At 62.7% G+C, this 23,127-nt stretch carries 20 protein-coding genes and 1 pseudogene; 8 read left to right on the forward strand and 13 right to left on the reverse strand.

Annotation, left to right across the window (positions count from 1 at the left end):
* Positions 1-39: 39 nt before the first annotated feature.
* From NUH87_RS08365 to NUH87_RS08375, 3 genes are read right to left on the reverse strand one after another with little or no spacing between them, the layout of a single operon-like run.
* Positions 40-1,236 carry an HlyD family efflux transporter periplasmic adaptor subunit gene (locus NUH87_RS08365; protein ID WP_040063142.1) on the reverse strand — a complete coding sequence of 399 codons (1,197 nt, stop codon included), beginning with the start codon at positions 1,234-1,236 and terminating at the stop codon, positions 40-42.
* A 15-nt stretch (positions 1,237-1,251) separates the two neighbouring features.
* Complete coding sequence (locus NUH87_RS08370) at positions 1,252-2,721, reverse strand: efflux transporter outer membrane subunit (RefSeq protein WP_338525581.1); 1,470 nt, start codon at positions 2,719-2,721, stop codon at positions 1,252-1,254.
* On the reverse strand, positions 2,711-3,193 hold the full coding sequence (locus NUH87_RS08375) for a MarR family winged helix-turn-helix transcriptional regulator (RefSeq protein ID WP_338525582.1): 483 nt from the start codon (positions 3,191-3,193) through the stop codon (positions 2,711-2,713). Before NUH87_RS08375 ends, NUH87_RS08370 begins: the two co-directional genes overlap by 11 nt.
* A 150-nt stretch (positions 3,194-3,343) precedes the next feature.
* Here NUH87_RS08375 and NUH87_RS08380 point away from each other — a divergent pair.
* Positions 3,344-3,544 (forward strand): annotated as a pseudogene (locus tag NUH87_RS08380) (type II toxin-antitoxin system HicB family antitoxin); the annotation flags it as partial.
* Here the strand turns inward: NUH87_RS08380 and NUH87_RS08385 are convergent.
* Positions 3,541-4,155: a tRNA-(ms[2]io[6]A)-hydroxylase gene (locus tag NUH87_RS08385; RefSeq protein WP_338525583.1), complete on the reverse strand. Its 615-nt coding sequence runs from the start codon at positions 4,153-4,155 to the stop codon at positions 3,541-3,543. The pseudogene NUH87_RS08380 and the gene NUH87_RS08385 sit on opposite strands and share 4 nt — an antisense overlap.
* Before the next feature lie 224 nt (positions 4,156-4,379).
* On the opposite strand from NUH87_RS08385, the gene NUH87_RS08390 reads away from it, so the two are divergent.
* On the forward strand, positions 4,380-5,243 hold the full coding sequence (locus NUH87_RS08390; protein WP_040063151.1) for a universal stress protein: 864 nt from the start codon (positions 4,380-4,382) through the stop codon (positions 5,241-5,243).
* A gap of 19 nt (positions 5,244-5,262) precedes the next feature.
* Here NUH87_RS08390 and NUH87_RS08395 read toward each other — a convergent pair whose 3' ends face one another.
* Positions 5,263-5,733 (reverse strand): DUF1289 domain-containing protein, encoded by a 471-nt coding sequence (locus NUH87_RS08395; protein ID WP_040063152.1) that lies wholly within the window; start codon positions 5,731-5,733, stop codon positions 5,263-5,265.
* A 404-nt stretch (positions 5,734-6,137) separates the two neighbouring features.
* Between NUH87_RS08395 and acnB the strand changes: the two genes are divergently transcribed.
* Positions 6,138-8,738 (forward strand): bifunctional aconitate hydratase 2/2-methylisocitrate dehydratase, encoded by a 2,601-nt coding sequence (gene acnB, locus NUH87_RS08400; protein WP_338526760.1) that lies wholly within the window; start codon positions 6,138-6,140, stop codon positions 8,736-8,738.
* Positions 8,739-8,808: 70 nt separating this feature from the next.
* Here the strand turns inward: acnB and queF are convergent, their stop codons facing one another.
* Positions 8,809-9,639, reverse strand: coding sequence for an NADPH-dependent 7-cyano-7-deazaguanine reductase QueF (gene queF / locus NUH87_RS08405; protein ID WP_338525584.1), 831 nt, complete (start codon positions 9,637-9,639; stop codon positions 8,809-8,811).
* An 82-nt stretch (positions 9,640-9,721) separates the two neighbouring features.
* Entirely contained in the window at positions 9,722-10,237 is a 516-nt protein-coding gene (locus NUH87_RS08410) for a cupredoxin domain-containing protein (protein ID WP_338525585.1), read from the reverse strand.
* A 155-nt stretch (positions 10,238-10,392) separates the two neighbouring features.
* On the opposite strand from NUH87_RS08410, the gene NUH87_RS08415 reads away from it, so the two are divergent.
* Together NUH87_RS08415 and NUH87_RS08420 are read left to right on the forward strand one after the other, a co-directional pair.
* Positions 10,393-11,073: a heavy metal response regulator transcription factor gene (locus tag NUH87_RS08415; protein ID WP_338525586.1), complete on the forward strand. Its 681-nt coding sequence runs from the start codon at positions 10,393-10,395 to the stop codon at positions 11,071-11,073.
* Positions 11,073-12,434, forward strand: a complete 1,362-nt coding sequence (locus NUH87_RS08420; RefSeq protein ID WP_338525587.1) for a heavy metal sensor histidine kinase — start codon at positions 11,073-11,075, stop codon at positions 12,432-12,434. The genes NUH87_RS08415 and NUH87_RS08420 overlap by 1 nt, the downstream gene beginning before the upstream one ends.
* A gap of 56 nt (positions 12,435-12,490) precedes the next feature.
* Here the strand turns inward: NUH87_RS08420 and NUH87_RS08425 are convergent, their stop codons facing one another.
* The 3 genes from NUH87_RS08425 to NUH87_RS08435 form a co-directional block, all read right to left on the reverse strand.
* A complete protein-coding gene (locus NUH87_RS08425) occupies positions 12,491-13,735 on the reverse strand; it encodes a lipoprotein-releasing ABC transporter permease subunit (protein ID WP_338525588.1) in 1,245 nt (414 codons plus the stop codon).
* Between the two features lie 180 nt (positions 13,736-13,915).
* Entirely contained in the window at positions 13,916-14,602 is a 687-nt protein-coding gene (gene lolD, locus NUH87_RS08430) for a lipoprotein-releasing ABC transporter ATP-binding protein LolD (protein WP_338525589.1), read from the reverse strand.
* Positions 14,603-14,609: 7 nt separating this feature from the next.
* Positions 14,610-15,860 (reverse strand): lipoprotein-releasing ABC transporter permease subunit, encoded by a 1,251-nt coding sequence (locus NUH87_RS08435; protein ID WP_338525590.1) that lies wholly within the window; start codon positions 15,858-15,860, stop codon positions 14,610-14,612.
* Positions 15,861-15,957: 97 nt separating this feature from the next.
* Between NUH87_RS08435 and NUH87_RS08440 the strand changes: the two genes are divergently transcribed.
* Together NUH87_RS08440 and NUH87_RS08445 are read left to right on the forward strand one after the other, a co-directional pair.
* Positions 15,958-16,545, forward strand: coding sequence for a PilZ domain-containing protein (locus NUH87_RS08440; protein ID WP_040063164.1), 588 nt, complete (start codon positions 15,958-15,960; stop codon positions 16,543-16,545).
* Positions 16,546-16,610: 65 nt separating this feature from the next.
* Positions 16,611-17,333, forward strand: a complete 723-nt coding sequence (locus NUH87_RS08445; RefSeq protein ID WP_040063165.1) for a glycerophosphodiester phosphodiesterase — start codon at positions 16,611-16,613, stop codon at positions 17,331-17,333.
* A 42-nt stretch (positions 17,334-17,375) separates the two neighbouring features.
* Here the strand turns inward: NUH87_RS08445 and sthA are convergent, their stop codons facing one another.
* Together sthA and NUH87_RS08455 are read right to left on the reverse strand one after the other, a co-directional pair.
* Positions 17,376-18,770: a Si-specific NAD(P)(+) transhydrogenase gene (gene sthA, locus NUH87_RS08450; RefSeq protein ID WP_040063167.1), complete on the reverse strand. Its 1,395-nt coding sequence runs from the start codon at positions 18,768-18,770 to the stop codon at positions 17,376-17,378.
* 160 nt (positions 18,771-18,930) lie between these two features.
* A complete protein-coding gene (locus NUH87_RS08455) occupies positions 18,931-19,947 on the reverse strand; it encodes an FAD:protein FMN transferase (RefSeq protein WP_338525591.1) in 1,017 nt (338 codons plus the stop codon).
* Positions 19,948-20,246: 299 nt separating this feature from the next.
* Between NUH87_RS08455 and NUH87_RS08460 the strand changes: the two genes are divergently transcribed.
* Positions 20,247-21,545, forward strand: coding sequence for an MFS transporter (locus tag NUH87_RS08460; protein WP_338525592.1), 1,299 nt, complete (start codon positions 20,247-20,249; stop codon positions 21,543-21,545).
* Between the two features lie 109 nt (positions 21,546-21,654).
* On the opposite strand, the gene NUH87_RS08465 is transcribed toward NUH87_RS08460, so the two are convergent.
* Positions 21,655-23,124, reverse strand: a complete 1,470-nt coding sequence (locus NUH87_RS08465; RefSeq protein ID WP_338525593.1) for an efflux transporter outer membrane subunit — start codon at positions 23,122-23,124, stop codon at positions 21,655-21,657.
* Positions 23,125-23,127 lie beyond the last annotated feature (3 nt).

The raw sequence follows: 23,127 nt of genomic DNA on the forward strand, positions 1-23,127 counted from the left end.
CAGGTGCCGCGACCTTCGGGCCGCGGCTGGATTGGCGACTCAGCGTTGTGCGGTTTTCGCCGCGGTTGCGCTGTTTTCATGGATCAGGCGGGTGATCACCGCATCGGCCTGGGCCAGTTGCTCCGCATACACGTTGGTGCTGAACGAAGCTTTCTGCGGCGGCTGCTGGGCCAGCACCGGACCGCTCTGGTCATGCAGATTGACCTCGACCTGGGTCGACAGGCCGACCCGCAGCGGGTGCTTGGCCAACTCTTCGGCGTTGATGTGAATGCGCACCGGTACCCGCTGGACGATCTTGATCCAGTTGCCGGTGGCGTTCTGCGCCGGCAGCAGGGCAAAGGCGCTGCCGGTACCGGCGCCGAGGCTGTCGATGGTGCCGCTGTATTTCACCGCGCTGCCATACAGGTCGGCCTCGATGTCCACCGGCTGGCCGATGCGCATGTCACGCAGTTGGGTTTCCTTGAAGTTGGCGTCGATCCACAGCTGGTCCAGGGGAATCACCGCCATCAGCGCGGTACCCGGCTGGACCCGCTGGCCCAGTTGCACGGTGCGCTTGGCGACGTAACCGGTCACCGGCGCAATCAGGGTGGTCCGGGCATTGGCCAGATAGGCCTGGCGCAGTTGCGCGGCCGCGGCCTTGACGTCCGGGTGATTGGACACCACGGTGTCGTCCACCAGCGCGCTGCTGGTGTTGAGCTGATGCTCGGCATTGCTCAGCGCGCTCTGGGCGGAGGTCAGGTCGTCACGGGCGTGGGACAGTTCTTCCTGGGAAATCGCACCACCGGCCGCCAGGTTCTTGCGGCGGGTGAAGTTCTCCTGGGCCTTCTGTACCGCCGACTTCTGCTCCGCGACCTGGGCCTTCATGCCGTCGACATTGCTGTACAAGCCACGAACCTGGCGCACGGTCTTGGCCAGGTTGGCCTCGGCGCTTTGCAGGCCGACTTCGGCATCGCTCGGGTCGAAGTTCAGCAGCACCTGGCCTTCGTGCACCAGGTCACCGTCGTCGGCGCCGATGCTGACCACGGTGCCGGTCACCAGCGGGGTGATTTCCACCACGTTGCCGTTGACGTAGGCGTCATCGGTGCTTTCGCTCCAGCGCCCGTAGACTTCATGCCAGCCCCAGACACCCAGGCCGCCGAGGATCACCAGCAAGGTGAGGCCCGTCAGCATGACTTTGCGCTTGCGGGAATTGCCGGCGTCCGGGGTTGTTTCAGTAGCGTTCTTTTCAGTGGCCATGGCAGGTACCTTGAATTAATGAGTCTGAGCCGAGGGGCTGGTGGCGTTCGCGGCGATGTTGTCGGCCTGGAAACCACCGCCCAGGGCCTGCATCAGCTGGATGGAGAAATCGATCTGCTGGGCATTCAGGTCCGCCAGTTGGCGTTGGGCCTGCAACAGGGTCTGCTCGATGGTGAGCACGTCCAGGTAGTTGCCGATGCCGGCACCGTAGCGTTGCAACACCGTGTTGTAGGAATCCTGGGCGATATCCGCCGCATGTTGCTGGGCGGTGATCTGCTGGCCGAGGGCGCGCAACTGCTGGAGGGTGTCGCTGACATCGCCCAGGGCCTGGACCAGGCTCTTGTTGTACTGCGCCACCGCCAGGTCGTAGTCGGCGTCCTTGGCGTCGAGGCCGGCACGCAGGCGCCCACCGTCGAAGATCGGCAGCGAGACGGTCGGGGCAATGCTGAAGAAGCGACTGGCGGAACCGAACATGGCGTCGCCCAGCAACGACTCGGCGCCAGCGCCGGCACTCAGGTTGAGGTTGGGATAGAAGCGGGTCTTGCCGGCGGCGATGTCCTTGCTCGCGGCCTCGACACGCCAGCGCGCGGCCACCAGGTCCGGACGCCGTCCCAGCAGTTCCGCCGGCAGTACCGACGGCAAGGCCACGGCGCTCGGCTGGAGGATCTTCGGCCGGCTGATCTCATTGCCGCGATCCGGCCCCTTGCCCAGCAATACGGCCAGGGCGACCTTGGCGCTTTGCAGCTTTTTCCCCGCGTCGATCAACTGCTCTTCGGCGCTGGCGGCCAGGCTTTCGGTTTGCTGGTACTGGTAGTGACTGTCGATACCGGAACTCAACCGACGCTTGCCCAGTTCCAGCAGTTTGCGGGTACGCTGGAGGTCGTCGTTGTCCAGGTCATAGACGATATGCGCCTGCCCCAGGTTGCTGTAGGCCCGAGCCACATCGGCAGCGAGGGTCAATTGCGCGGCCTGGCGGTCGACTTCGGCGGCCCGCGCCTGCCCCAGCGCGGCTTCCCAGGCGTCACGCTGGCCGCCCCAGAGATCGAAGCTGTAGTTGAAGCTGACACCCAGCTTGCGCACGGTGTTGTAGCTCCCGCCGCGACCGCTGGGATCCTGGTCCCGTGCCAGGCGCGAGCGGGTGACCCCGCCACTGGCATCGAGGGTCGGCATCCGCGCCGCGTCGGCGGCATCGGCCGCTGCGCTAGCCTGGTGCGCACGCGCGCTGGCGACCTGCATATCGGGGCTGTCGTGCAAGGCCTCGCGGATCAGGCCATCGAGCTGCGGATCGCCGAGGCTTGTCCACCAGTCGCTTTTCGGCCAGGCCGCCGGCGACAGCGTCACGCCCTTGAGGGATTGTTCAGCCTTGAGGTTTTTCGCCTCTAGGCTGACGCCTTCGGTGTGCAGGCCGCTGTAGCTGGCGCAACCGGCCAGGACCATCGACAGGAACACCAGGCTGAAACCGGTACGCAGGGTTTTACTGCTCATTTTTTTCACCTACCCGCAGCGCGGTGATCGAATCTCCGGCCGCCAGCAAAATTTTCTTCAGGATGCTTTCCAGGGTCCGCAGCTCTTGCACGGTGATAGCCCCCGCCAGCTCGTTCATCGCATCGGCACCGATTTCCGGCAAACGGTCGGCGAGGGTCTGCCCCTGCGGCGTGAGCACCAGTTGGACCTGGCGCCGATCCCCCTCCGAGCGCCGACGGGCGAGCAGCTCTTTCTGCTCCAGGCGATCGAGCATGCGGGTCATCGAACCGCTGTCCACGGACAGATGGCGGCACAGCTCCGCCGGGGTATCGACACCGAACTGGGCCATGATGATCAGCACCTTGAACTGCGCGGCGGTGATGCCGTACGGAACCATATGGGTGTCGATGATCCGGTCCTTGAGCAACGCGGCACGGCCCAGGAGCAAGCCGAGATGGCAGTTGTGAAAGTCGTCCGGGGTGAAATGTTTCATAAGGCCACCAAAAGCTGCTTAGGCAGATAGTTGATCAGATATTACTGCTTAGGCAGCTAATGTCAAAGCATTCGTTAGGAAGCTTTTTATTTAGTCGATAAAAGGTGGCCAGCCGAATAGATAACGCTAGATACACGCTTGAATTAGATGTCTAACCCCAAGTTCGCGGACATGGGCTGGGGCATTCTGGAAATCGATATCTCGCCCTATCTGGGCAAGACCGAGAAGGTCAACGCAACCCTTCCCGGCTTCGTGATTCAGCGCATCGACCGTTACGTGCGCGACCACCGGATCAAGAGCCGCTCATCGTTCCTGGCGGATGCGGCGCTGGAAAAGCTGGTGCGTACTTAAGCGCCGGCAGTGGCCGGGACACCGCTGTGGAAGCGGAACTCGCTGTCCGGCGACTCGATCAGCTCCTGCTCGACCGCCCGCACCTTCTCGATGACCCGGCCAATGTCCGCGGCGTCGCCGTACTGGTAGGCCAGTTTCAGGTAGCCCTGGAAATGCCGGGCCTCGCTCTTGAGCAGGCCGAAGTAGAATTTGCCGAGCTCTTCGTCCAGGTGCGGCACCAAAGCTTCGAAGCGCTCGCAACTGCGGGCCTCGATAAAGGCCCCGACCACCAGCGTATCCACCAGCTTGACCGGCTCGTGATTGCGCACCACCTTGCGCAATCCCGAGGCATAGCGACCGGCGGACAACTGCCGCAGCTCGATCTTGCGTCGCTTCATCAGGCGCATGACCTGTTCGTGGTGCACCAGCTCTTCCCGGGCCAGACGCGACATCAGGTTGATCAGGTCGGCATGGGAATGGTACTTGGCGATCAGGCTCAAGGCGGTGCTGGCGGCCTTGAACTCGCAGTTCTTGTGATCGATCAGCAGCGTTTCCTGATCCGCCAGCGCCGCCTGCACCCAGCCTTGCGGGGTCGGACAGCCGAGGAACTCGTGGATTTCCGGCAGATTCACAGGAAAGCTCCCGTCACAGGAGTGGCTTGGCAGGGGTACAACGCGGGAATAGTCGACATGGGGCTCACAAAAACCGGGGGGGCAGGCAGGGCAAGGCCGCCGATTATACGGGCCCCGGGGCAGATCGCCAGCCGCCCCACTTGATATGCATCAAGATCGCAGTCGGTGGACTGCAACTATAGTTGTATGAAGTCGCCTTCAGCCTTCCCCGGAGCACCCCGACCATGCAAGCCATCCGCAGCATTCTGGTGATACTCGACCCCGACCACGCCCACAGCCTGGCCCTCAACCGCGCCAAGCTGATCGCCGGAGTCACGGATGCGCACCTGCACCTGCTGATGTGCGACCCCAAACACGATCACAGCGCCCTGCTCAGCCTGCTCAAGAGCCAACTGCATGACGACGGCTACAGCGCCACGGCCGAGCAGGCCTGGGACAAGACCCTGCACGACACCATCATCGGCGTGCAGCAGGCCGAAGGCTGCGGCCTGGTGATCAAGCAGCATCGCCCCGACAGCCCGCTGAAGAAAGCCCTGCTGACCCCTTCCGACTGGAAGCTGCTGCGCTACTGCCCATCCGCCGTGCTGATGGTCAAGACCGAGACACCCTGGTCAGGCGGGGTGATTCTCGCGGCGGTGGACGTGGGCAATTCCGATGACGAACACCGGCACCTGCACGCCAGCATCATCGATCACGGTTATGACATCGCCAGCCTGGCCAAAGGCCACTTACACGTGATCAGCGCCCACCCCTCGCCCATGTTGTCGGCCGCCGACCCGGTGTACCAGCTCAGGGAAACCATCGAAGGCCGTTATCGCGATCAATGCCGGGACTTCCAGAGCCAATTCGACGTGGATGACGAGCACTTGCATATCAAGGAAGGCCCCGCCGACGTGCTGATTCCCCATATGGCCCACACACTCGGGGCGGCGGTGACGGTTATCGGCACGGTGGCGCGCAGCGGGATTTCAGGGGCGCTGATCGGCAATACCGCCGAAGTGGTGCTCGACGCACTGGAAAGCGATGTACTGGTGCTCAAACCCCAGGAAATCATCGATCACCTGGTGGAGACGGCGCCGCGCCCCTGAATGAGCGCAAAGGACACCCTCAACCGCCCATGGCATCCTTGAGGAAACCCGGCGCGATGTAACGCTGGTAATGCGCTTCGGACAGGAGGAAGAACTCCCGGTCGATGGCATCGCGCAACTCGGGCAGCCCCCAGTCGCGAAACTCCGGCAACAACACCATGCCATAGGCCTCCAACTGGCTGATCACCCGCGCGCCACGGGCAATCAGCTGGTACGCCCAGCAATATTCCGACTGGTGGGGCACGAAGCGGATCTTGCGGGCCTCCAGCTGCTGGCGCAGCCTGAGCGGATCGAACACCTCGATCTTGGCCACCATCACCTGGACCAGCAATTGCTCCAGGCGCAACCACACCGCACGCTTTTCCTCCTCGTTGTAGCCGTTCCAGTGGACGACTTCATGGTGGAAGCGCTTGCAGCCACGGCACACCAGATCACCGTAAACAGTGGAGCAGAGGCCGACGCAAGGGGTCTTGATGGTCTGATTGGGCATGGGCAGGGAACACGGGCAAAAGCAAAACAGGTCCGCATGTTAGCCCTTTGTCTAACAAGGGTCACCCCCGAACCTGCCGGGCTTAACTTACCTTTCTTCGGAATATGCCGTAGAATCGGCCTGCCTTTTTAGGCGCCAATGTCCGTTGGAAGCTGTTTTCAAAGCGTCACGAGCACAGTTAATCCTAAAGAACGGCGTTGGCGTGGGAGTTTCCGCCCGGAAGTCCCTGCGCCAACCCTCATCAGCTCCCGTTCCGCAGGCGTAAAACTTTGAAAACAGCTTCTGTTGGAGATCGTGGAAACTCTGGCTAAGCGGCTCAAAAAGCCCCGCAGCGCATGAGTGCCGTGCATTTCTGGATGAGCGTCCCGGACACCCATTTGGGACCACTGATGAGGGTAATAACTGTGCTTGAAGCCTACCGCAAACATATCGAAGAGCGTGCAGCACTGGGCATCGTGCCCCAGCCGCTTAACGCCGAACAAACCGCAGGCCTGGTCGAGCTGCTGAAGAATCCCCCGGCTGGCGAAGAAGCTTTCCTCGTTGACTTGATCACCAACCGCGTTCCGCCTGGAGTGGACGAAGCGGCCTACGTCAAGGCCGGTTTCCTCTCCGCCCTGGCCAAGGGCGAAGTCAAGTCTCCCCTGATCGACAAGAAACGCGCGGTAGAACTGCTCGGCACCATGCAGGGCGGCTACAACATCGTGACCCTGGTCGAGCTGCTGGACGACGCCGAGCTGGCAGCCGTTGCCGCCGCGCAACTCAAGCACACCCTGCTGATGTTCGATGCCTTCCACGACGTCGCGGAAAAGGCCAAGAACGGCAACGTTCACGCCAAGGAAGTGATCCAGTCCTGGGCCGACGGCGAGTGGTTCAAGAACCGCCCTGTGCTGGCCGACAAGATCAGCCTGCGCGTATTCAAGGTCACCGGCGAAACCAACACCGACGACCTGTCCCCGGCACCAGACGCCTGGTCGCGTCCGGATATCCCGCTGCACGCCCTGGCCATGCTGAAAATGGCCCGTGACGGCATCGTGCCTGACCAGCAAGGCGCCATCGGCCCGATGAAACAGATCGAGCAGATGCGCAACGACGGTTTCCCGATCGCCTACGTCGGTGACGTGGTCGGTACCGGTTCGTCGCGTAAATCGGCGACCAACTCGGTCCTGTGGTTCTTCGGCGACGACGTGCCTTACGTGCCGAACAAGCGTGCAGGCGGCTTCTGCTTCGGCAGCAAGATCGCTCCGATCTTCTACAACACCATGGAAGATGCTGGCGCACTGCCAATCGAATTCGACGTTTCCAACATGAACATGGGCGACGTGATCGACCTGTACCCGCATGCTGGCAAAGTCACCAAGCACAACAGCGATGAAGTCCTGGCCACCTTCGAAATGAAGACCCCGGTACTGCTCGACGAAGTCCGTGCCGGCGGTCGTATTCCGCTGATCATCGGCCGCGGCCTGACCGAGAAGGCGCGCGCCGAACTGGGCCTGCCACCGTCGAACCTGTTCAAGCTGCCGGAAGCTCCGGCCGAAAGCACCAAGGGTTACACCCTGGCGCAGAAAATGGTCGGCAAGGCCTGTGGCGTGAAGGGCGTTCGTCCCGGCACCTACTGCGAGCCGAAGATGACCACCGTCGGTTCCCAGGACACCACCGGCCCGATGACCCGCGACGAGCTGAAGGACCTGGCCTGCCTGGGCTTCTCCACCGACCTGGTCATGCAGTCGTTCTGCCACACCGCGGCTTATCCGAAGCCGATCGACGTCACCACGCACCACACCCTGCCCGACTTCATCATGACCCGTGGCGGCGTGTCCCTGCGTCCGGGCGACGGCATCATCCACAGCTGGCTGAACCGCATGCTGCTGCCGGACACCGTCGGCACCGGTGGTGACTCCCACACCCGTTTCCCGATCGGCATCTCGTTCCCGGCCGGTTCCGGCCTGGTGGCATTCGCCGCCGCCACTGGCGTCATGCCACTGGACATGCCGGAATCGATCCTGGTGCGTTTCAAAGGCAAGCTGCAACCGGGCGTCACCCTGCGCGACCTGGTTCACGCAATCCCTTACTACGCCATCCAGAAAGGCCTGCTGACCGTCGAGAAGAAAGGCAAGAAAAACGCCTTCTCCGGCCGCATCCTGGAAATCGAAGGCCTGGAAACCCTGACCGTCGAACAGGCTTTCGAACTGTCCGACGCCTCGGCTGAACGTTCCGCCGCCGGTTGCACCATCAAGCTGTCGAAAGAGTCGATCACCGAATACCTGCAGTCGAACATCACCCTGCTGCGCTGGATGATCGGCGAAGGCTACGGCGATGCCCGCACCCTGGAGCGTCGTGCCCAGGCGATGGAAGCCTGGGTGGCCAACCCGGAGCTGCTGGAAGCCGACAAGGACGCCGAGTACGCGGAAATCATCGAAATCGACCTGGCCGACGTCAAGGAGCCTGTGCTCTGCGCGCCGAACGACCCGGACGACGCCCGCCTACTCTCCAGCGTTGCTGGCGAGAAGATCGACGAAGTGTTCATCGGTTCCTGCATGACCAACATCGGCCACTTCCGCGCTGCGGGCAAGTTGCTGGATCAGGTCAAGGGCCAGCTGCCAACGCGTCTGTGGCTGTCGCCGCCGACCAAGATGGACGCTCACCAGCTGACCGAAGAAGGCTACTACGGCATCTACGGCAAGGCTGGCGCGCGCATGGAAATGCCGGGCTGCTCGCTGTGCATGGGTAACCAGGCACGGGTAGAACCGAACTCCACCGTGGTGTCGACCTCGACCCGTAACTTCCCGAACCGTCTGGGCGACGGCGCGAACGTCTACCTGGCTTCGGCCGAGCTGGCGTCCGTGGCTTCGATCCTGGGTCGCCTGCCGACCGTCGAGGAATACATGGAGTACGCCGGTAAAATCGACAGCATGGCTGCCGACGTCTACCGCTACCTCAGCTTCGACCAGATCGCCGAGTTCCGTGAAGCCGCGGCGAACGCCAATATTCCGGTCGTTCAAGCCTAAGCTGTACGCGCAATAGAAAAAGCCCCGACTAGTCGGGGCTTTTTTATACCTGCCGGTTTTATGCCTACCGTTACTGGCGTACCAACCGCAGGTTCTGGAACTCGACCTTCTCGGTGCTGCGATACGGATTGATGTCCAACCCACCCCGCCGCACATAACGGGCATACACCGTCAATTTCTCCGGTTTCAACAAACGCTGCAGATCAAGGAAGATCCGTTCCACGCACTGTTCATGGAAGTCCGAGTGCTGGCGGAAGCTCACCAGGTAGGCCAGCAGGCTCGCGTGATCCAGCGCCGCACCGCGATACTCCACCACCACGCTGCCCCAGTCCGGCTGGCTGGTCACCGGGCAATTGGACTTGAGCAGGTGGCTGTGCACGCTCTCCTCGACAATCCGCGAGGCATCGCAACGCAGCAGCTCCGGACGCGGATGGGCGTAGTCGCTGACATTGATCTCGAGGTCGTCGATGCACACACCCGGCAAGGCAACCACTCCCTCGGCCTGCACCTCGCTCAAACGACGGACCCGCACCCCCACCGGCTTGCCGGCGGCGGCCGACAGATCGGCGCGCAGCACCGCCTCCAGGCTGGCGGTGTCGACGAACGGCGTCTGGTTCAGGGAGTTGAGGTACAGCTTGAAGGACTTCGACTCGATGATGTTCGGCGAATCCGCCGGGATACTGAACTCACCGATCGCCACCACCGGCTTGCCGGACGGCAGCAGCCAGGACAACTCGAAGCAGTTCCAGAAGTCCACGCCGACATACGGCAAGGTCTCGGCGCTCAGGCCCAACTCGGCCCATTTGGTCGCCCGGGGAATGGGGAACAGCAAGGATGGCGTGTAGGTGGCGATGTACTCACTGGACTTGCCCAGTGGCGAGTGTTCGGCGGCGGGATGCATGACAAAAACCTGACTGAATAAACCCCGCCAGTCTATCGCAAATCACCCGCGCGCACGAAAGCCCTCGCCCCGGCAGGTCACTTCAAGGCTCGATCTTCAAGGTTCCGACCATCCCCGCCTGGTAGTGCCCGGGAATATTGCAGGCAAACTGCAGGTTCCGGGCCTGGCTGAAGGTCCAGGTCAACTCGGCGGTCTTGCCCGGCTCGACCAGCACGCTGTTGGGATCGTCATGCTTCATTTCATGCCCCATGGCGGCATGGTCCATGCCGGCCATCTTCATGCCGGTGGCCGTCAATTGGCCGCTCTGCTGCATCTTGAGCATCGCCTGCTGGTGCTCGGCATGCGCCGCCGCGTGCCCCAGGTTGAATTCATGCAGCAGATGGCCCTTATTGATCAGCACGAAACGCACGGTCTCGCCCGCCTTCACATCCAACTCTTTGGCATTGAAGGCGATGTCGGTCATGATCACTTCAACCGTGCGGGTCGCCTTGCTCGCCGGTGCCGGCTGGCCGAAATCATAGTGGCCCGCGGGCGAGGCCCAGACAGGCAGGCTCACCGCCAGCAAACCAACCAGCAGCAGGCTGTTACGCAAAAACATAGTCACACTCCAACGGGATCGGGTCCAGGTTGTGTGAAACTGTAGGGCCCGGTCGCTGGCATTGAGCTGACCTCCAGATTACAACTTTGTCAGGTTGGCCTCCATCCACCCGGCGCGCGGTATAACGCTTCTGTTCCATTTGCCATGAGCCATCCATGAAACTGCTGATCGTCGAAGACCAATCGAAAACCGGTCATTACCTGCGCCAGGGCCTGAGCGAGGCCGGGTTCAACACCGAACTGGTGGCGGACGGCATCACCGGCCAGCACCTGGCCCTGACCGGCGACTATGCGCTGCTGATCCTCGACGTCATGTTGCCCGGTCGCGACGGCTGGCAAATCCTGCAAGCGGTGCGCAGCGCCGGCCTGGACATTCCGGTGCTGTTCCTGACCGCCCGCGACGCCGTGGAAGACCGGGTCCACGGCCTGGAACTGGGCGCCGACGACTACCTGGTCAAGCCTTTCGCCTTTTCCGAGCTGCTGGCCCGGGTCCGCAGCCTGCTGCGCCGGGGCAGCGCGGCCAGCCAGGAAACCAGCCTGCAACTGGCCGACCTGCGCCTGGACCTGATTCGTCGTCGGGTCGAGCGGGCCGGACAGCGCATCGACCTGACCGCCAAAGAGTTCGCCCTGCTGGAAATGCTGCTGCGCCGCCAGGGCGAGGTGCTGCCCAAATCCCTGATCGCGTCCCAGGTCTGGGACATGAACTTCGACAGCGACACCAACGTCATCGAAGTGGCGATCCGCCGCCTGCGCTTGAAGGTCGATGACAACCACAGCCACAAGCTGATCCACACCGTGCGCGGCATGGGTTATGTCCTTGAAGAGCGCAACGCCTGATGCGCCACCTGTCCCTGGGCAGCCGCCTGGCCCTGCTGTTCGCCGCCTGCACCGCCGTGGTTTCGTTGACCGCGGGCGTACTGTTCAACCGCGCCAGCGAGTCGCACTTCATCGAACTCGACCAGCAACTGCTCGACGCGCGCCTGGCGGCACTGCGCAGCAGCCTCGCGGGGGTCGAGAGCCTGGGCGACTTCCAGCAGCGCAGCCAACGGCTGCAAGCCGACATCAACCTGAGCCCCGACGTCGCCTTGCGGGTCAGCGGTGCCGATGGCCAGCGCTGGTTCAATACCCCGGGCACCCTGCCCGGCGACTTGCCGACGCAAGCGGGACTGACCAGCCTGCGGATCGAGGGCACCGCCTACCGGGTCTTCAACGCCCCGCTGGACCCGAACAAGGCCGGCTCGGCGCAATTGACCCTGATCCTCGATATCACCCACCACCAGCATTTCCTGCAACGCATGCAGCACCTGATCTGGCTGACGGTCAGCCTCTCGGCCCTGGCCACCGCCCTGCTCGGTGCCTGGGCCGCGCGCAGCGGCCTGCGGCCCTTGCGGCGCATGAGTGAAGTCGCCGCGGGGGTATCGGCCAGCTCGCTGACCCAGCGTCTGCCCGAGAAACAGATGCCGTCCGAACTGGCCGAGCTGGCGCAGTCGTTCAACGCCATGCTCGCGCGCCTGGATGATTCCTTCCAGCGACTCTCGGCCTTCTCCGCCGATATCGCCCACGAACTGCGCACACCGCTGTCGAACCTGCTGACCCACACCCAAGTCACCCTGACCCGGCCCCGGGCGCTGGAGGACTACCGCGAAGCCCTGCACAGCAACCTCGAAGAGCTGCAATGGATGGCGCAACTGGTCAATGACATGCTGTACCTGGCCAAGGCCGACCACGGCCTGCTGACACCCCGCCACGAAGCGCTCGAGCTGGCCGATGAGGTGGATGCCCTGCTGGAGTTCTTCATGCCGCTGGCCGAAGAGAATCGAGTCCGGCTCAAGCGCGAAGGTCGCGCCAGCCTGTCGGGTGATCGCGGCATGCTGCGCCGCGCGCTGTCCAACCTGCTGGACAATGCCTTGCGCTTCACCCCTGAAGCGGGCGAGATTGCGGTCAGGCTGCAGGGCGCGCCAGAGGGGTTGCGGGTCAGCATCGAGAATACCGGGGAAGGTATTGCACCCGGAGTGTTGCCGCAGCTGTTCGACCGTTTCTACCGAGCCGACCCGGCACGCCATGAAGGCAGCAGTGAACATGCGGGATTGGGACTGGCGATTACCCAGTCGATCGTGCGGGCCCATGGTGGGCGGATTCGCTGTGAATCAGAGGCGGGGTGGACGCGGTTTGTCATTGAGTTGCCCACCACTCACTGACACATATCTCTTTGTGGCGAGCGGGCCTGCCCGCTCGCCACAAAGGCCGTCCCGGACTACGAATACCGCAGGGCGTGCGCCGGCTCGATCTTCGCCGCCCGGTACGCCGGGTACAGGGTCGCCAGGAAGCTGAGGATAAACCCGGCCGAACAGATCAACGCCACATCTCCCCCCTGCAACTGCGACGGCAGGTTGCTGACGAAGTACACGTCGGAACTGAAGATATGCTGCCCGCTGACCCGCTCGATCCAGCCCACCAGCTCGCTGACATTCAGCGCCGCGATCACCCCCAGCACACCGCCGATCAAGGTCCCGACAATCCCGATCACCGTGCCCTGGACCATGAAGATCGCCATGATCTGCCGTGGCGTGGCGCCGATGGTGCGCAGGATCGCGATGTCCGCGCCCTTGTCGTTCACCACCATGATCAGGGTCGCGATGATGTTGAACGCCGCCACCGCGACGATCATCAGCAACAACAGACCGATCATGGTCTTTTCCATCTTCATGGCACTGAACAGGCTGCCCTGGGTGTGGGTCCAGTCATCGGCCTTGAAATCACCGCCCAGGCCCGTGGCGATGTCCGTGGACACCTGTGGCGCCGCGTACAGGTCCTTCACCGCCAGCCGCACGCTCTGCACCTGGTTCGGCTGCCAGTGCTGGATATCCGCCGCATCGCTCATGTGGATCAGCGCCATGGAGCCATCCAGCTCCGCCCCGACCTTGAACACCCCGACCACGTTCAGGCGCTGCATGCGCGGTGTGATGCCGCCCGGCTCGGAGCTGAGTTCCGGGACGATCAGGGTCAGCTTGTCGCCGACATTCACCCGGAAGCGCCGCGCGGTGATCTCACCGATCACCACGCCGAACTCACCCGGCTTCAGGTCTTCCAGGCGCCCCTGGACAATGTGCTGGGCGACAATCGACACCTGGCCTTCCCGGGCCGGGTCGACACCGCTGATCTGGATCGGCTGCATCGAACCCTTGTAGGAGAGCATGCCGTCCATTTCGGTAAAGGGCACCGCCGCCGTCACTTCAGGGTTCTTCAGCGCCGCGGCCGCCACCGGTTGCCAGTCATCGATAGGCTTTACCCCGACGATCGTGGCGTGGGGCACCATGCCGAGGATCCGTGAACTCATTTCCTTCTGGAAACCGTTCATCACCGACAACACCACGATCATCGCCAACACACCCAGGGCGAGGCCGATCATCGAGGTCATCGAGATGAAAGAGACAAAACGGTTGCGGCGCTTGGCGCGGGTATAGCGCGTGCCGATGAAAATCGATAACGGTCTGAACATTCGCAGGCCACCGTAAAAAGTAACAGCCACTTCAATATAAAGAGCAAAAATCCAAATCGCGTGAAAGCGTAGCGAGCGAAGACGAGACAAGGCAAAAACAGGCGAGGACGCGGAGTTTACTGGTTGTAAATGAGCAGTCCGAGCCTGTTTTTAACGCAGTATCGTCGAGCGCAGTAGCTTTCACGTGATTTGGACGAGTTTTCCGTCTTCCAGGTGCAGCACGCGATCCATCTGCCGGGCCAGGCCCATGTCGTGGGTCACCACCAGGAACGCCGTGCGCATCGAGATGCTGAGCTCGTGCATCAGGTCCTGGATGCCCTGGGCGGTGTGGTGGTCGAGGTTGCCGGTGGGCTCGTCGAGCATCACCAGACCCGGCTTGTTCACCAGGGCCCGGGCAATCGCCACGCGCTGGCGCTCGCCACCGGACAGCTCCGCCGGCTTGTGCTCCAGGCGATGGCCGAGGCCGACCCGCTCCAGCAACGCCGTGGCCCGCTGACGCGCCTCGGGAATCGCGGTGCGCCCGATCAGCAGCGGCATGCAGACGTTCTCCAGCGCAGTGAACTCGGGCAGCAGGTGATGGAACTGGTAGACGAACCCCAGCGAGCGGTTGCGCAACAGGCCGCGGGCTTTCTCGCCCAGGGCGGAAAGCTCCTCGCCGGCCAACCAGACACTGCCCTGGGACGGTGTATCGAGGCCACCCAGCAGGTTGAGCAAGGTACTTTTGCCCGACCCCGAGCTGCCGACGATCGCCACCCGCTCACCGGCGTGCAGCTCCAGCTGCAGGCCCGACAGGACCACCACCGACTCCGGGCCTTCCTCGTAGGACTTGCCCAGGTTGCGGCAACTCAGCACTGCTTTATCACTCATGCCCAACTCACTCATAACGTAGCGCCTCCGCAGGCTGGGTGCGCGCGGCACGCCAGGCTGGATACAGGGTGGCGAGGAAACTCAGGACCAATGCCGCGCCGCAGACCATCAAGACATCCTCGGCCATCAGCTGGGACGGCAGGTAGTCGATGAAATACACGTCGGCATTGAGGAACTTGTGACCGATCAGGCCCTCGAGGGCGGCGATCGCGGCGCTGACGTTCAGTGCGGCGAGGATCCCGACCACCGCGCCGATCAGCGTACCGATCACCCCGATCACGGTGCCCTGGACCATGAAGATCGCCATGATCTGCCCGGGCGTGGCACCCAGCGTGCGGAGGATGGCGATATCGCCCTTCTTGTCGTTCACCACCATCACCAGGGTGGAGATGATGTTGAACGCCGCCACCGCCACGATCAGCAGCAACAGCAGGCCGATCATGGCCTTTTCCATCTTGATCGCCTGGTACAGGTTGCCGTGGGTACGGGTCCAGTCACGGGCGTAGTAACGGTTCTCGCCCAACTGCTGGGCAATCTCCCAGGCCGTGCGTGGCGCCTGGAACAGGTCGTCGAACTTCAGGCGCAGGCCCTGGACCTGGTCCGGCTTCCAGCGATGCAGGCGCGCCAGGTCGTCGAGGTTGGTCAGGCCCAGGTAACCGTCCAGCTCACCGGCGCCGACATGGAAGATGCCGACCACGGTAAAGCGTTTCATCCGCGGAAACATGCCCGCCGGCGTCACCGTGACTTCCGGGGCGACGAAGTTCAGCTTGTCGCCGAGCCCAACCCCCAGCTTGGTCGCGGCCTTGTCGCCGATGACGATGCCGAAGCTGCCGGGCGTCAGCGCATCGAGCTGGCCCTTCAGCATGAACTGGTCAATGATCGAGACCTTGCGCTCCTGCGCCGGGTCGATGGCATTGAGGATCACCTTCTGCACCTGGCCATTGTTGGTCAGCAAGCCCTGCATCTGGGTGAACGGCGCGACCGCCTGCACTTGCGGGTTCTTGAGGACCTTGTCGGCCAGGGCCTGCCAGTTGCTGATCGGCTCGCCGGACTCGATGGTCGCGTGGGGCACCATGCCCAGCACGCGGGTGCGCATCTCATGATCGAAGCCGTTCATCACCGAGAGCACCACGATCATCACGACTACGCCAAGGGCCAGTCCGATCATCGAAGTCAGGGAAATGAACGATACAAAATGACTGCGACGTTTTGCACGGGTATAACGCGCGCCGATAAATACGGTGAGTGGTCTGAACATGTCGGGGGGGCTTGTTCGGAGGAAAAGAAGACGTCCTTGTGGCGAGGTAGGGTCAGCAGCTTTACACTCAGACCATCACCTCTGCCCTGGGTTCGCCATGTCGACATTAGATGAAGAAGATCGCCGCGAATACTACCGTATCGAGGACACGATCGCACTGGAAATCAGCCCCCTGTCCGCCTTCGACGCGGCGAACAAGGAAGTGTTGCAAGATGCTTCGCCGCTCTTCAACCTGCTGAGCGAACTGCACCTGAGCGAATTCGAATCGCAACACCTGTTGCGCCAGGTCAGCGAGCGCGATCGGGCCCTGACCGCTTTCCTCAAGGCGCAGAACAAGCGCATTGAACTGCTCAGCCAGGTAATGGCCCATTCAGTACTGGGCGAGTTCGGCGAACTGCAGCGGGTGATCCTTTCCGAAGGTGGCCTGGAGTTCGAGCACCATATGGCCTATGCCGCCGGCAGCCACCTGGCGGTCAAGATGGTACTGATGCCCCAGGCGCACGGCCTGTTGCTGCGGGCCAGGGTGACCCATTGCGCGCCCCGCAGCTTCGGCACCTTCGATATCGGCACCGAGTTCGATTCATTGACCGATGCCCAGCGCCAGTTGCTGGCGCGGCATATCTTGCAGAAACAGGCGCAGCAGCGACGCCTGGCCCGGGAGCAGAACGGTCCCGAGGCCACGTGACACCTGCGGCTGAAGCCCTCTTACCGTTTTAACCTTGTAGCAGTATTCCCCCTGAAGGAGCAGTCGTGACTCTGATTTATGGCCATCGTGGCGCCAAAGGTGAAGCACCGGAAAACACCCTGACCAGTTTCCAGGAATGCCTCAAGCACGGTGTACGCCGTTGCGAACTGGACCTGCACCTGTCCATGGACGGTGAACTGATGGTCATCCATGACCCGACCCTCAAGCGCACCACCGACCGCCGCGGCAAGGTGGTCGAGCACGCCGCCGCCGAACTGGTGACCTATGACGCGCGCAAGGGCGGTCCCGGCTGGATCAAGCCGTGTCCGATCCCACGCCTGGAGGAATTGTTCGAACAGTGCGATTTCGAGCACTGGCAACTGGAAGTCAAGAGCGCTTCGCGCACCCGCGCGGCGACCACCGTGCTGGCGATCCGCGAAATGGCCCAGCGTTTCGGCCTGCTGGACAAGGTCACCGTCACCTCCAGCTCCCGGGAAGTGCTCAAGGCGGCCCTGGAACTGACCCCGGACCTGTCACGGGGACTGGTAGCCGAATACGCCTGGCTCGACCCGTTGAAGGTCGCCCAGAGTTATGGTTGCGAGATGCTGGCGTTGAACTGGACACTCTGCACCCCGGAGCGCCTGATCAAGGCCCAGCGCCAGGGATTGCACGTGTCGGTGTGGACGGTCAACGAACCTGCGCTGATGCGCAGGCTCGCCGACTTCGGCGTCGATAGCCTGATTACAGACTTTCCCGGTTTGGCCACGGCCACACTTGGGAATGGCTGAAATCGGTCTCCCCGGCCGGCTCAGGCCACCGGCCGGAGCCGCTCAAAAAAGCCGGTTGAGGCCATCGTAAGCCGCTACCCGATAGGCTTCGGCCATGGTCGGGTAGTTGAACGTGGTGTTCACGAAGTACTTCAGGGTGTTGTTCTCACCCGGCTGGTTCATGATCGCCTGACCGATGTGAACGATCTCCGACGCCTGGTAACCGAAGCAGTGCACCCCCAGGACTTCCAGGGTTTCACGGTGGAACAGGATCTTCAGCATGCCTTGCGGCTCGCCAGCGATCTGCGCCCGGGCCATGCTCTTGAAGAACGCCTTGCCCACTTCGTAAGGCACCTTGGCCTTGGTCAGCTCATGCTCGTTCTTGCCAATCGAGCTGATCTCCGGAATGGTGTAGATCCCGGTCGGCACGTCGTTGACATAACGCCAGCTGCCGTTGTCAACGATGCTGCCCGCCGCCGAGCGCCCCTGGTCGTGCGCCGCACTGGCCAGGCTCGGCCAGCCGATCACATCACCGGCACCGTAGATATTCGGCACGCAGGTGCGATAGTTCTCGTCGACCTCGATCTGGCCGCGGCTGTTGACCTTGACCCCGATGTTTTCCATGCCCAGCTTGTCGGTGTTGCCGGTACGCCCGTTACACCAGAGCAAGGCATCGGCCTTGATCTTCTTGCCGGACTTGAGGTGCAGGATCACCCCGTTGTCCAGGCCTTCGACACGGTCGTACTCTTCGTTGTGGCGCACGGTGATGTTGTTGTTGCTGAAGTGGTAGCTCAGCGCCTGGGAAATCTCGGAGTCGAGGAAGCTGAGCAACTGGTCGCGGTTGTCCACCAGCTCCACCAGCACCCCGAGGCCACTGAAGATCGACGCGTATTCGCAACCGATCACCCCGGCACCGTAGATGATCAGCTTGCGCGGCGTGTGGCCGAGGCTGAGGATGGTGTCGCTATCGTAGATACGCGGGTGGTGGAAATCGATATCGGCCGGGCGATACGGACGCGAACCGGTGGCGATGATGATGTGCTTGGCCACCAGTTTCTCGACCACGCCGTTGGGGCAGACCACTTCGATGGTCTGCTCGTCGGCGAAGCTGCCGGTGCCGAAGAACAGGTCGACCCGGTTGCGGGCGTAAAAGCCGGTACGCGAAGCGACCTGCTTGGCGATGACCTTCTCCGCGCTTTTCAGCACATCCGGAAAGGAAAACCAGCGCGGCTCACCAATGGCCCGGAACATCGGGTTGGTGTTGAACTGCATGATCTGCCGGACCGAGTGACGCAAGGCCTTGGACGGAATGGTCCCCAGGTGGGTGCAGTTACCGCCGACCTGGCGACGACTGTCGACCATTGCCACCTTGCGCCCCGCTTTCGCGGCGTTCATTGCCGCGCCTTCACCAGCCGGGCCGGAACCCAGTACCACTACGTCGTAGTTGTAGACAGCCATGCGTACTCCTCAGAACAGGCCGAGGTACCCCTCTGGCACCTGCGGCTAAATCATGTCGCGGCCAGCGACATGAAGGATCAAATCTCTGTGTGCAGTCTATAGAAGCTTCAACGCCGCGCACATTAACCCTTGGTAGCGTCGTAGGCCAGCTTTGCCTGCACTACATGTCATGCCCGTCACCCTTGGCCAGGCGCTCGAACGCCTGGCTCGTCCGTGTGACGAAGCCTTTATCGGTACGCATCACAAAAGAGGCGGCGATAGCGTGTTTCTCCGCGTAGTCCCAACCGTGCTCGGGCCCCAGTACCAGCAACAGGGTCGACAGGCCGTTGGCCATCAGCGTCGAGGGATGAAATACCGTGACCGATGCCAGGTTATGGGTAATGGGCGCACCGGTCCGGGCGTCGAAGGTGTGGGAATAACGCTTGCCGTCCTGTTCGAAATAATTGCGGTAATCGCCCGACGTGGAAACGCCATAACCGTCGAGGACAACGATCCGCTGCGCCACCTGCCGATCGTCCCGCGGCAGCTCCAGGGCGATCCGCCAGGGACTGCCATCGGGCTTCCGGCCCACCGCCTTCAGCTCGCCCGTGACGTCGGCAAGCAAACTGTCGAGGCCCATCCCCTTCAGCCGATCAACGATACGGTCCACCGTGTAACCCGCCGCGATGCTGTTGAAGTCCACCTCCACGGCGGCGTCCTTGCAGAGCTTGTCGCCGTCGATACGCAGATAGCGGTGCCCGACACGCTGGCGTACCTCGGCCAGCTTCGCCGCGTCCGGTACCTTCTGCTCACGCCCCTGCGGGCCAAAGCCCCACAGGTTCATCAAGGGTTCGACCGTCAGGTCGTAGCCACCGTCGCTGTCCATCGACAGCTGTTCGCCGATCCGGACCAGCTCCAGGATCGGAGCCGGCATGACCTGGCAGCTGTGGGCCGGCAATTCGTTGAAGCGCTCGATATCCGAGTCGCCGCGATAGGTCGACATCTGCCGGTCGACTTCCGCCAGGATCGCCTCGACCTCGTGCCTGACCTCAGCGACCGCCGGCCCGCCGACATGGCGCACATAGCGGATGGAATAGGTACTGCCCTGGGTCGGACCACCGAACTGCTCCAGCGAGTCAGTGTTGTCGCAACCGGCGAGCAGGACAAAGGTCCCCCCCAGCAGAAGGGTTCGTAACAAAGGCGCGGCCGCCTGTGGATCTGACATAGTCGCTAGAAGGCCTTTTTCGAGGTTGACCATTATGCCCCAGATAATCGCCCGCCCATGAAGGATCTTCAGCCCTGGTGAACCCCTGAGGGAAGCCGTCTAGATCAAGGGTTCTACCACTTAGCCAGCAAGCTATGTTTTTTGTTGCCGGATGACTCTATTAAACATATCGTTACAAAACTGCTCTGCCAGCGTGCGTATGCCTGAAAGGTTCAGTTAGGACGAGCAAAGACGACGGATTGCTTATAAGACAGACAAAGTGAGTACATAAAATGGCCTCGAATACGGGCAAGGGCAAGGCGATCTTTCGCGTTGTCAGCGGCAACTTCCTTGAGATGTTCGACTTCATGGTTTATGGCTTCTATGCCACGGCCATCGCCAAAACCTTCTTTCCCAATGACAGCGCCTTCGCATCCCTGATGCTTTCGCTGGCCACCTTCGGCGCCGGCTTCCTGATGCGTCCGCTGGGGGCGATTTTCCTCGGCGCCTACATCGACCGCCATGGTCGTCGCCAAGGCCTGATCATCACCCTGGCCATGATGGCCGCGGGCACAGTGCTGATTGCCTGCGTACCGGGCTATTCGACCCTCGGCGTGTTCGCTCCGCTGCTGGTGTTGCTCGGTCGCCTGCTGCAAGGCTTCTCCGCCGGCGTCGAACTGGGCGGTGTCTCGGTGTACCTGGCCGAGATCTCGACCCCGGGTCGCAAGGGCTTCTTCGTCAGTTGGCAGTCCGCCAGCCAACAGGCCGCCGTCGTGTTCGCCGGCTTGCTGGGCGTGGGCCTCAACCACTGGCTGAGCCCCGATCAGATGGGTGACTGGGGCTGGCGCGTACCGTTCCTGGTGGGCTGCATGATCGTTCCGGCGATTTTCATCATCCGTCGCTCGCTGGAAGAAACTCCCGAGTTCCAAGCCCGCAAACATCGTCCGAGCCTGTCGGAAGTGATGCGTTCCATCGGCCAGAATTTCGGCCTGGTGCTGGCGGGTATGGCGCTGGTGATCATGACCACGGTGTCCTTCTACCTGATCACCGCCTACACCCCGACCTTCGGCAAGGCCGAACTGCACCTGTCGGACTTCGACGCCCTGCTGGTGACCGTGTGCATCGGCCTGTCGAACTTCTTCTGGCTGCCGGTGATGGGCGCGCTGTCCGACAAGATCGGGCGCAAGCCACTGCTGCTGGCGGCGACCATCCTGGCGATCCTCACGGCGTATCCGGTGCTGTCCTGGCTGGTGGCCGCCCCGAGCTTCAGTCACCTGTTGATTGCCTTGTTGTGGCTGTCGTTCCTCTATGGCTCCTACAACGGCGCCATGGTGGTGGCCCTGACCGAGATCATGCCGGTCGAAGTGCGCACCACCGGTTTCTCCCTGGCCTACAGCCTGGCTACGGCGACCTTCGGCGGCTTTACCCCGGCGGTCTGCACCTACCTGATCCACGTGCTGGACAACAAGGCGGCACCGGGCATCTGGCTCAGTGGCGCAGCCGTACTGGGGCTGATCGCCACCCTGGTGCTGTTCCGTGGCAACAAGCATGAACTGCGCACCGCGCAGATGGCAGTGTCCAGCCGCGGCTGAGCAGACACCTTCGCCAGCCGGCAAACGCCTGCAATGCAGGCGTTTGCCGGTCACCTCTCGCGCAGCATGGACGTAGCGCAGGTTTGTCAGGGGGTTCTCCCCTCATCCATTACGACCCAGGCCTGGCCGCATCCACCCCGCGCTTGTCGGCGACCTTCAACGACTGACTCCACCCTCCTCCCAGGGCCTTGTACAGGTTCACCTGATTGATCTCCCGCGCCAGTTCCAGCTGCGACCATTTCTGCTGCGCCTCGAACAGCGAGCGATGGGCATCCATCGTCGAGAAGTAGCTGTCCATACCCGCCTCGAAACGCAATCGCGACTGTCGATAGGCTGCCTGGTAATCCTCTACCAGACGCTTCTGCGCCGCCACCTGGACGAGCATCTCCTGGCGGGCATTGAGCGCATCGGCCGCCTCGCGGAAGGCATTCTGCACCGTCGCTTCATAGGCCGCGACCCGACCATCGAATCGCGCATGCGCGCCATCCACCTGGGCCCGTCGGGCACCGCCGTCGATCAGGGTCAAGGAGCCCGTCAGGGCGGTCGACCAGAACTGCGCCGGGGCGCTGAGCAACCGGGAAAAATCGCCGCTCAGGCTCCCCAGCGCCGAGGTCAGGGAAAAGGTCGGGAAGTAGGCGCTACGCGCCGCGCCGATGTCCGCATTGGCCGCGCGCAGCAAGGCTTCGGCCGCCATGATGTCGGGGCGTCGGGTCATCAGTGACGATGGCAGCCCGGCCGGCACATCGGCGGTGGCCAGGGACTCGCCCAACTCTCCACTGGGCAGCAGGGCCGCGGGCACCGGCTGCCCCACCAGGACCCGCAGTGCATTCATGTTCTGCGCCACCTGCATGCGATAGGTGTTGATCTGCACCGCCGCGGTATTGGTTTGCGCATCGGCCTGATGCACATCGATCTGCGCGCTGGAGCCCAGGTTGTAGCTCTTGCGCAGCAACTGCCCGTAGTTGTTCTGGGTGTCGTAGGTGGTCTGGGCGAGATCCAGCAGATTCTGGCTGGCCTTGAGGCTCAACCAGGTACTGGCGACCTCCCCGATCAGCGCCAGCCGAGCCGTCTGATAGTCGGCCTCGGAGGCTTCGAAGCGAGCACCGGCGGCGCTTCTCTGGCTACGGATGCGCCCGAACAGGTCCAGTTCGTAGGAGGTGAAACCGGCTGTCGCCTGGAAGGTGTTGGCGATACTGCCCGCGCTGTCCCCACCTCCCGGCGTACGCACCAGCGGCGGCAACTTGCTGCGTCCGGCGTAGGTATCGATGCCGATCGAGGGAAATAACGCCGACTGCGCACCGGCATAGCCGGCCCGGGCTTCTTCCACGCCGGCAGCGAACTGGCGCAGGCCGCGATTGTTCGCCAGCGCCAGCTCGATCAGCGCACGCAGCCGCTGATCGAGGATAAACCCATGCCAATCATGCTCGAACGCCTCCTTGGCCGCACAGCAGGAACCTGTCGAGCTGGCCGGCCACTGTGCGTCGATCGGTGCATCGGGTTTTTCGTAGGTCGGGTCCAGCGAACAAGCACTGAGCAGCAGCAGGGACACCAGACAAGTCGAAGGTACACAACGGTTCATGAT

This window comes from Pseudomonas batumici (genome assembly GCF_036585405.1).
GTDB lineage: Bacteria > Pseudomonadota > Gammaproteobacteria > Pseudomonadales > Pseudomonadaceae > Aquipseudomonas > Aquipseudomonas batumici.

What these genes read in the sequence shown, in the direction of transcription:
- NUH87_RS08365 (WP_040063142.1), bottom strand. Translation starts at nt 1,236, where the DNA reads ATGGCCACTGAAAAGAACGCTACTGAAACAACCCCGGACGCCGGCAAT.
- NUH87_RS08370 (WP_338525581.1), bottom strand. Translation starts at nt 2,721, where the DNA reads ATGAGCAGTAAAACCCTGCGTACCGGTTTCAGCCTGGTGTTCCTGTCG.
- NUH87_RS08375 (WP_338525582.1), bottom strand. Translation starts at nt 3,193, where the DNA reads ATGAAACATTTCACCCCGGACGACTTTCACAACTGCCATCTCGGCTTG.
- NUH87_RS08390 (WP_040063151.1), top strand. Translation starts at nt 4,380, where the DNA reads ATGCAAGCCATCCGCAGCATTCTGGTGATACTCGACCCCGACCACGCC.
- NUH87_RS08395 (WP_040063152.1), bottom strand. Translation starts at nt 5,733, where the DNA reads ATGCCCAATCAGACCATCAAGACCCCTTGCGTCGGCCTCTGCTCCACT.
- queF (WP_338525584.1), bottom strand. Translation starts at nt 9,639, where the DNA reads ATGCATCCCGCCGCCGAACACTCGCCACTGGGCAAGTCCAGTGAGTAC.
- NUH87_RS08410 (WP_338525585.1), bottom strand. Translation starts at nt 10,237, where the DNA reads ATGTTTTTGCGTAACAGCCTGCTGCTGGTTGGTTTGCTGGCGGTGAGC.
- NUH87_RS08415 (WP_338525586.1), top strand. Translation starts at nt 10,393, where the DNA reads ATGAAACTGCTGATCGTCGAAGACCAATCGAAAACCGGTCATTACCTG.
- NUH87_RS08420 (WP_338525587.1), top strand. Translation starts at nt 11,073, where the DNA reads ATGCGCCACCTGTCCCTGGGCAGCCGCCTGGCCCTGCTGTTCGCCGCC.
- NUH87_RS08425 (WP_338525588.1), bottom strand. Translation starts at nt 13,735, where the DNA reads ATGTTCAGACCGTTATCGATTTTCATCGGCACGCGCTATACCCGCGCC.
- lolD (WP_338525589.1), bottom strand. Translation starts at nt 14,602, where the DNA reads ATGAGTGATAAAGCAGTGCTGAGTTGCCGCAACCTGGGCAAGTCCTAC.
- NUH87_RS08435 (WP_338525590.1), bottom strand. Translation starts at nt 15,860, where the DNA reads ATGTTCAGACCACTCACCGTATTTATCGGCGCGCGTTATACCCGTGCA.
- NUH87_RS08440 (WP_040063164.1), top strand. Translation starts at nt 15,958, where the DNA reads ATGTCGACATTAGATGAAGAAGATCGCCGCGAATACTACCGTATCGAG.
- sthA (WP_040063167.1), bottom strand. Translation starts at nt 18,770, where the DNA reads ATGGCTGTCTACAACTACGACGTAGTGGTACTGGGTTCCGGCCCGGCT.
- NUH87_RS08460 (WP_338525592.1), top strand. Translation starts at nt 20,247, where the DNA reads ATGGCCTCGAATACGGGCAAGGGCAAGGCGATCTTTCGCGTTGTCAGC.
- NUH87_RS08465 (WP_338525593.1), bottom strand. Translation starts at nt 23,124, where the DNA reads ATGAACCGTTGTGTACCTTCGACTTGTCTGGTGTCCCTGCTGCTGCTC.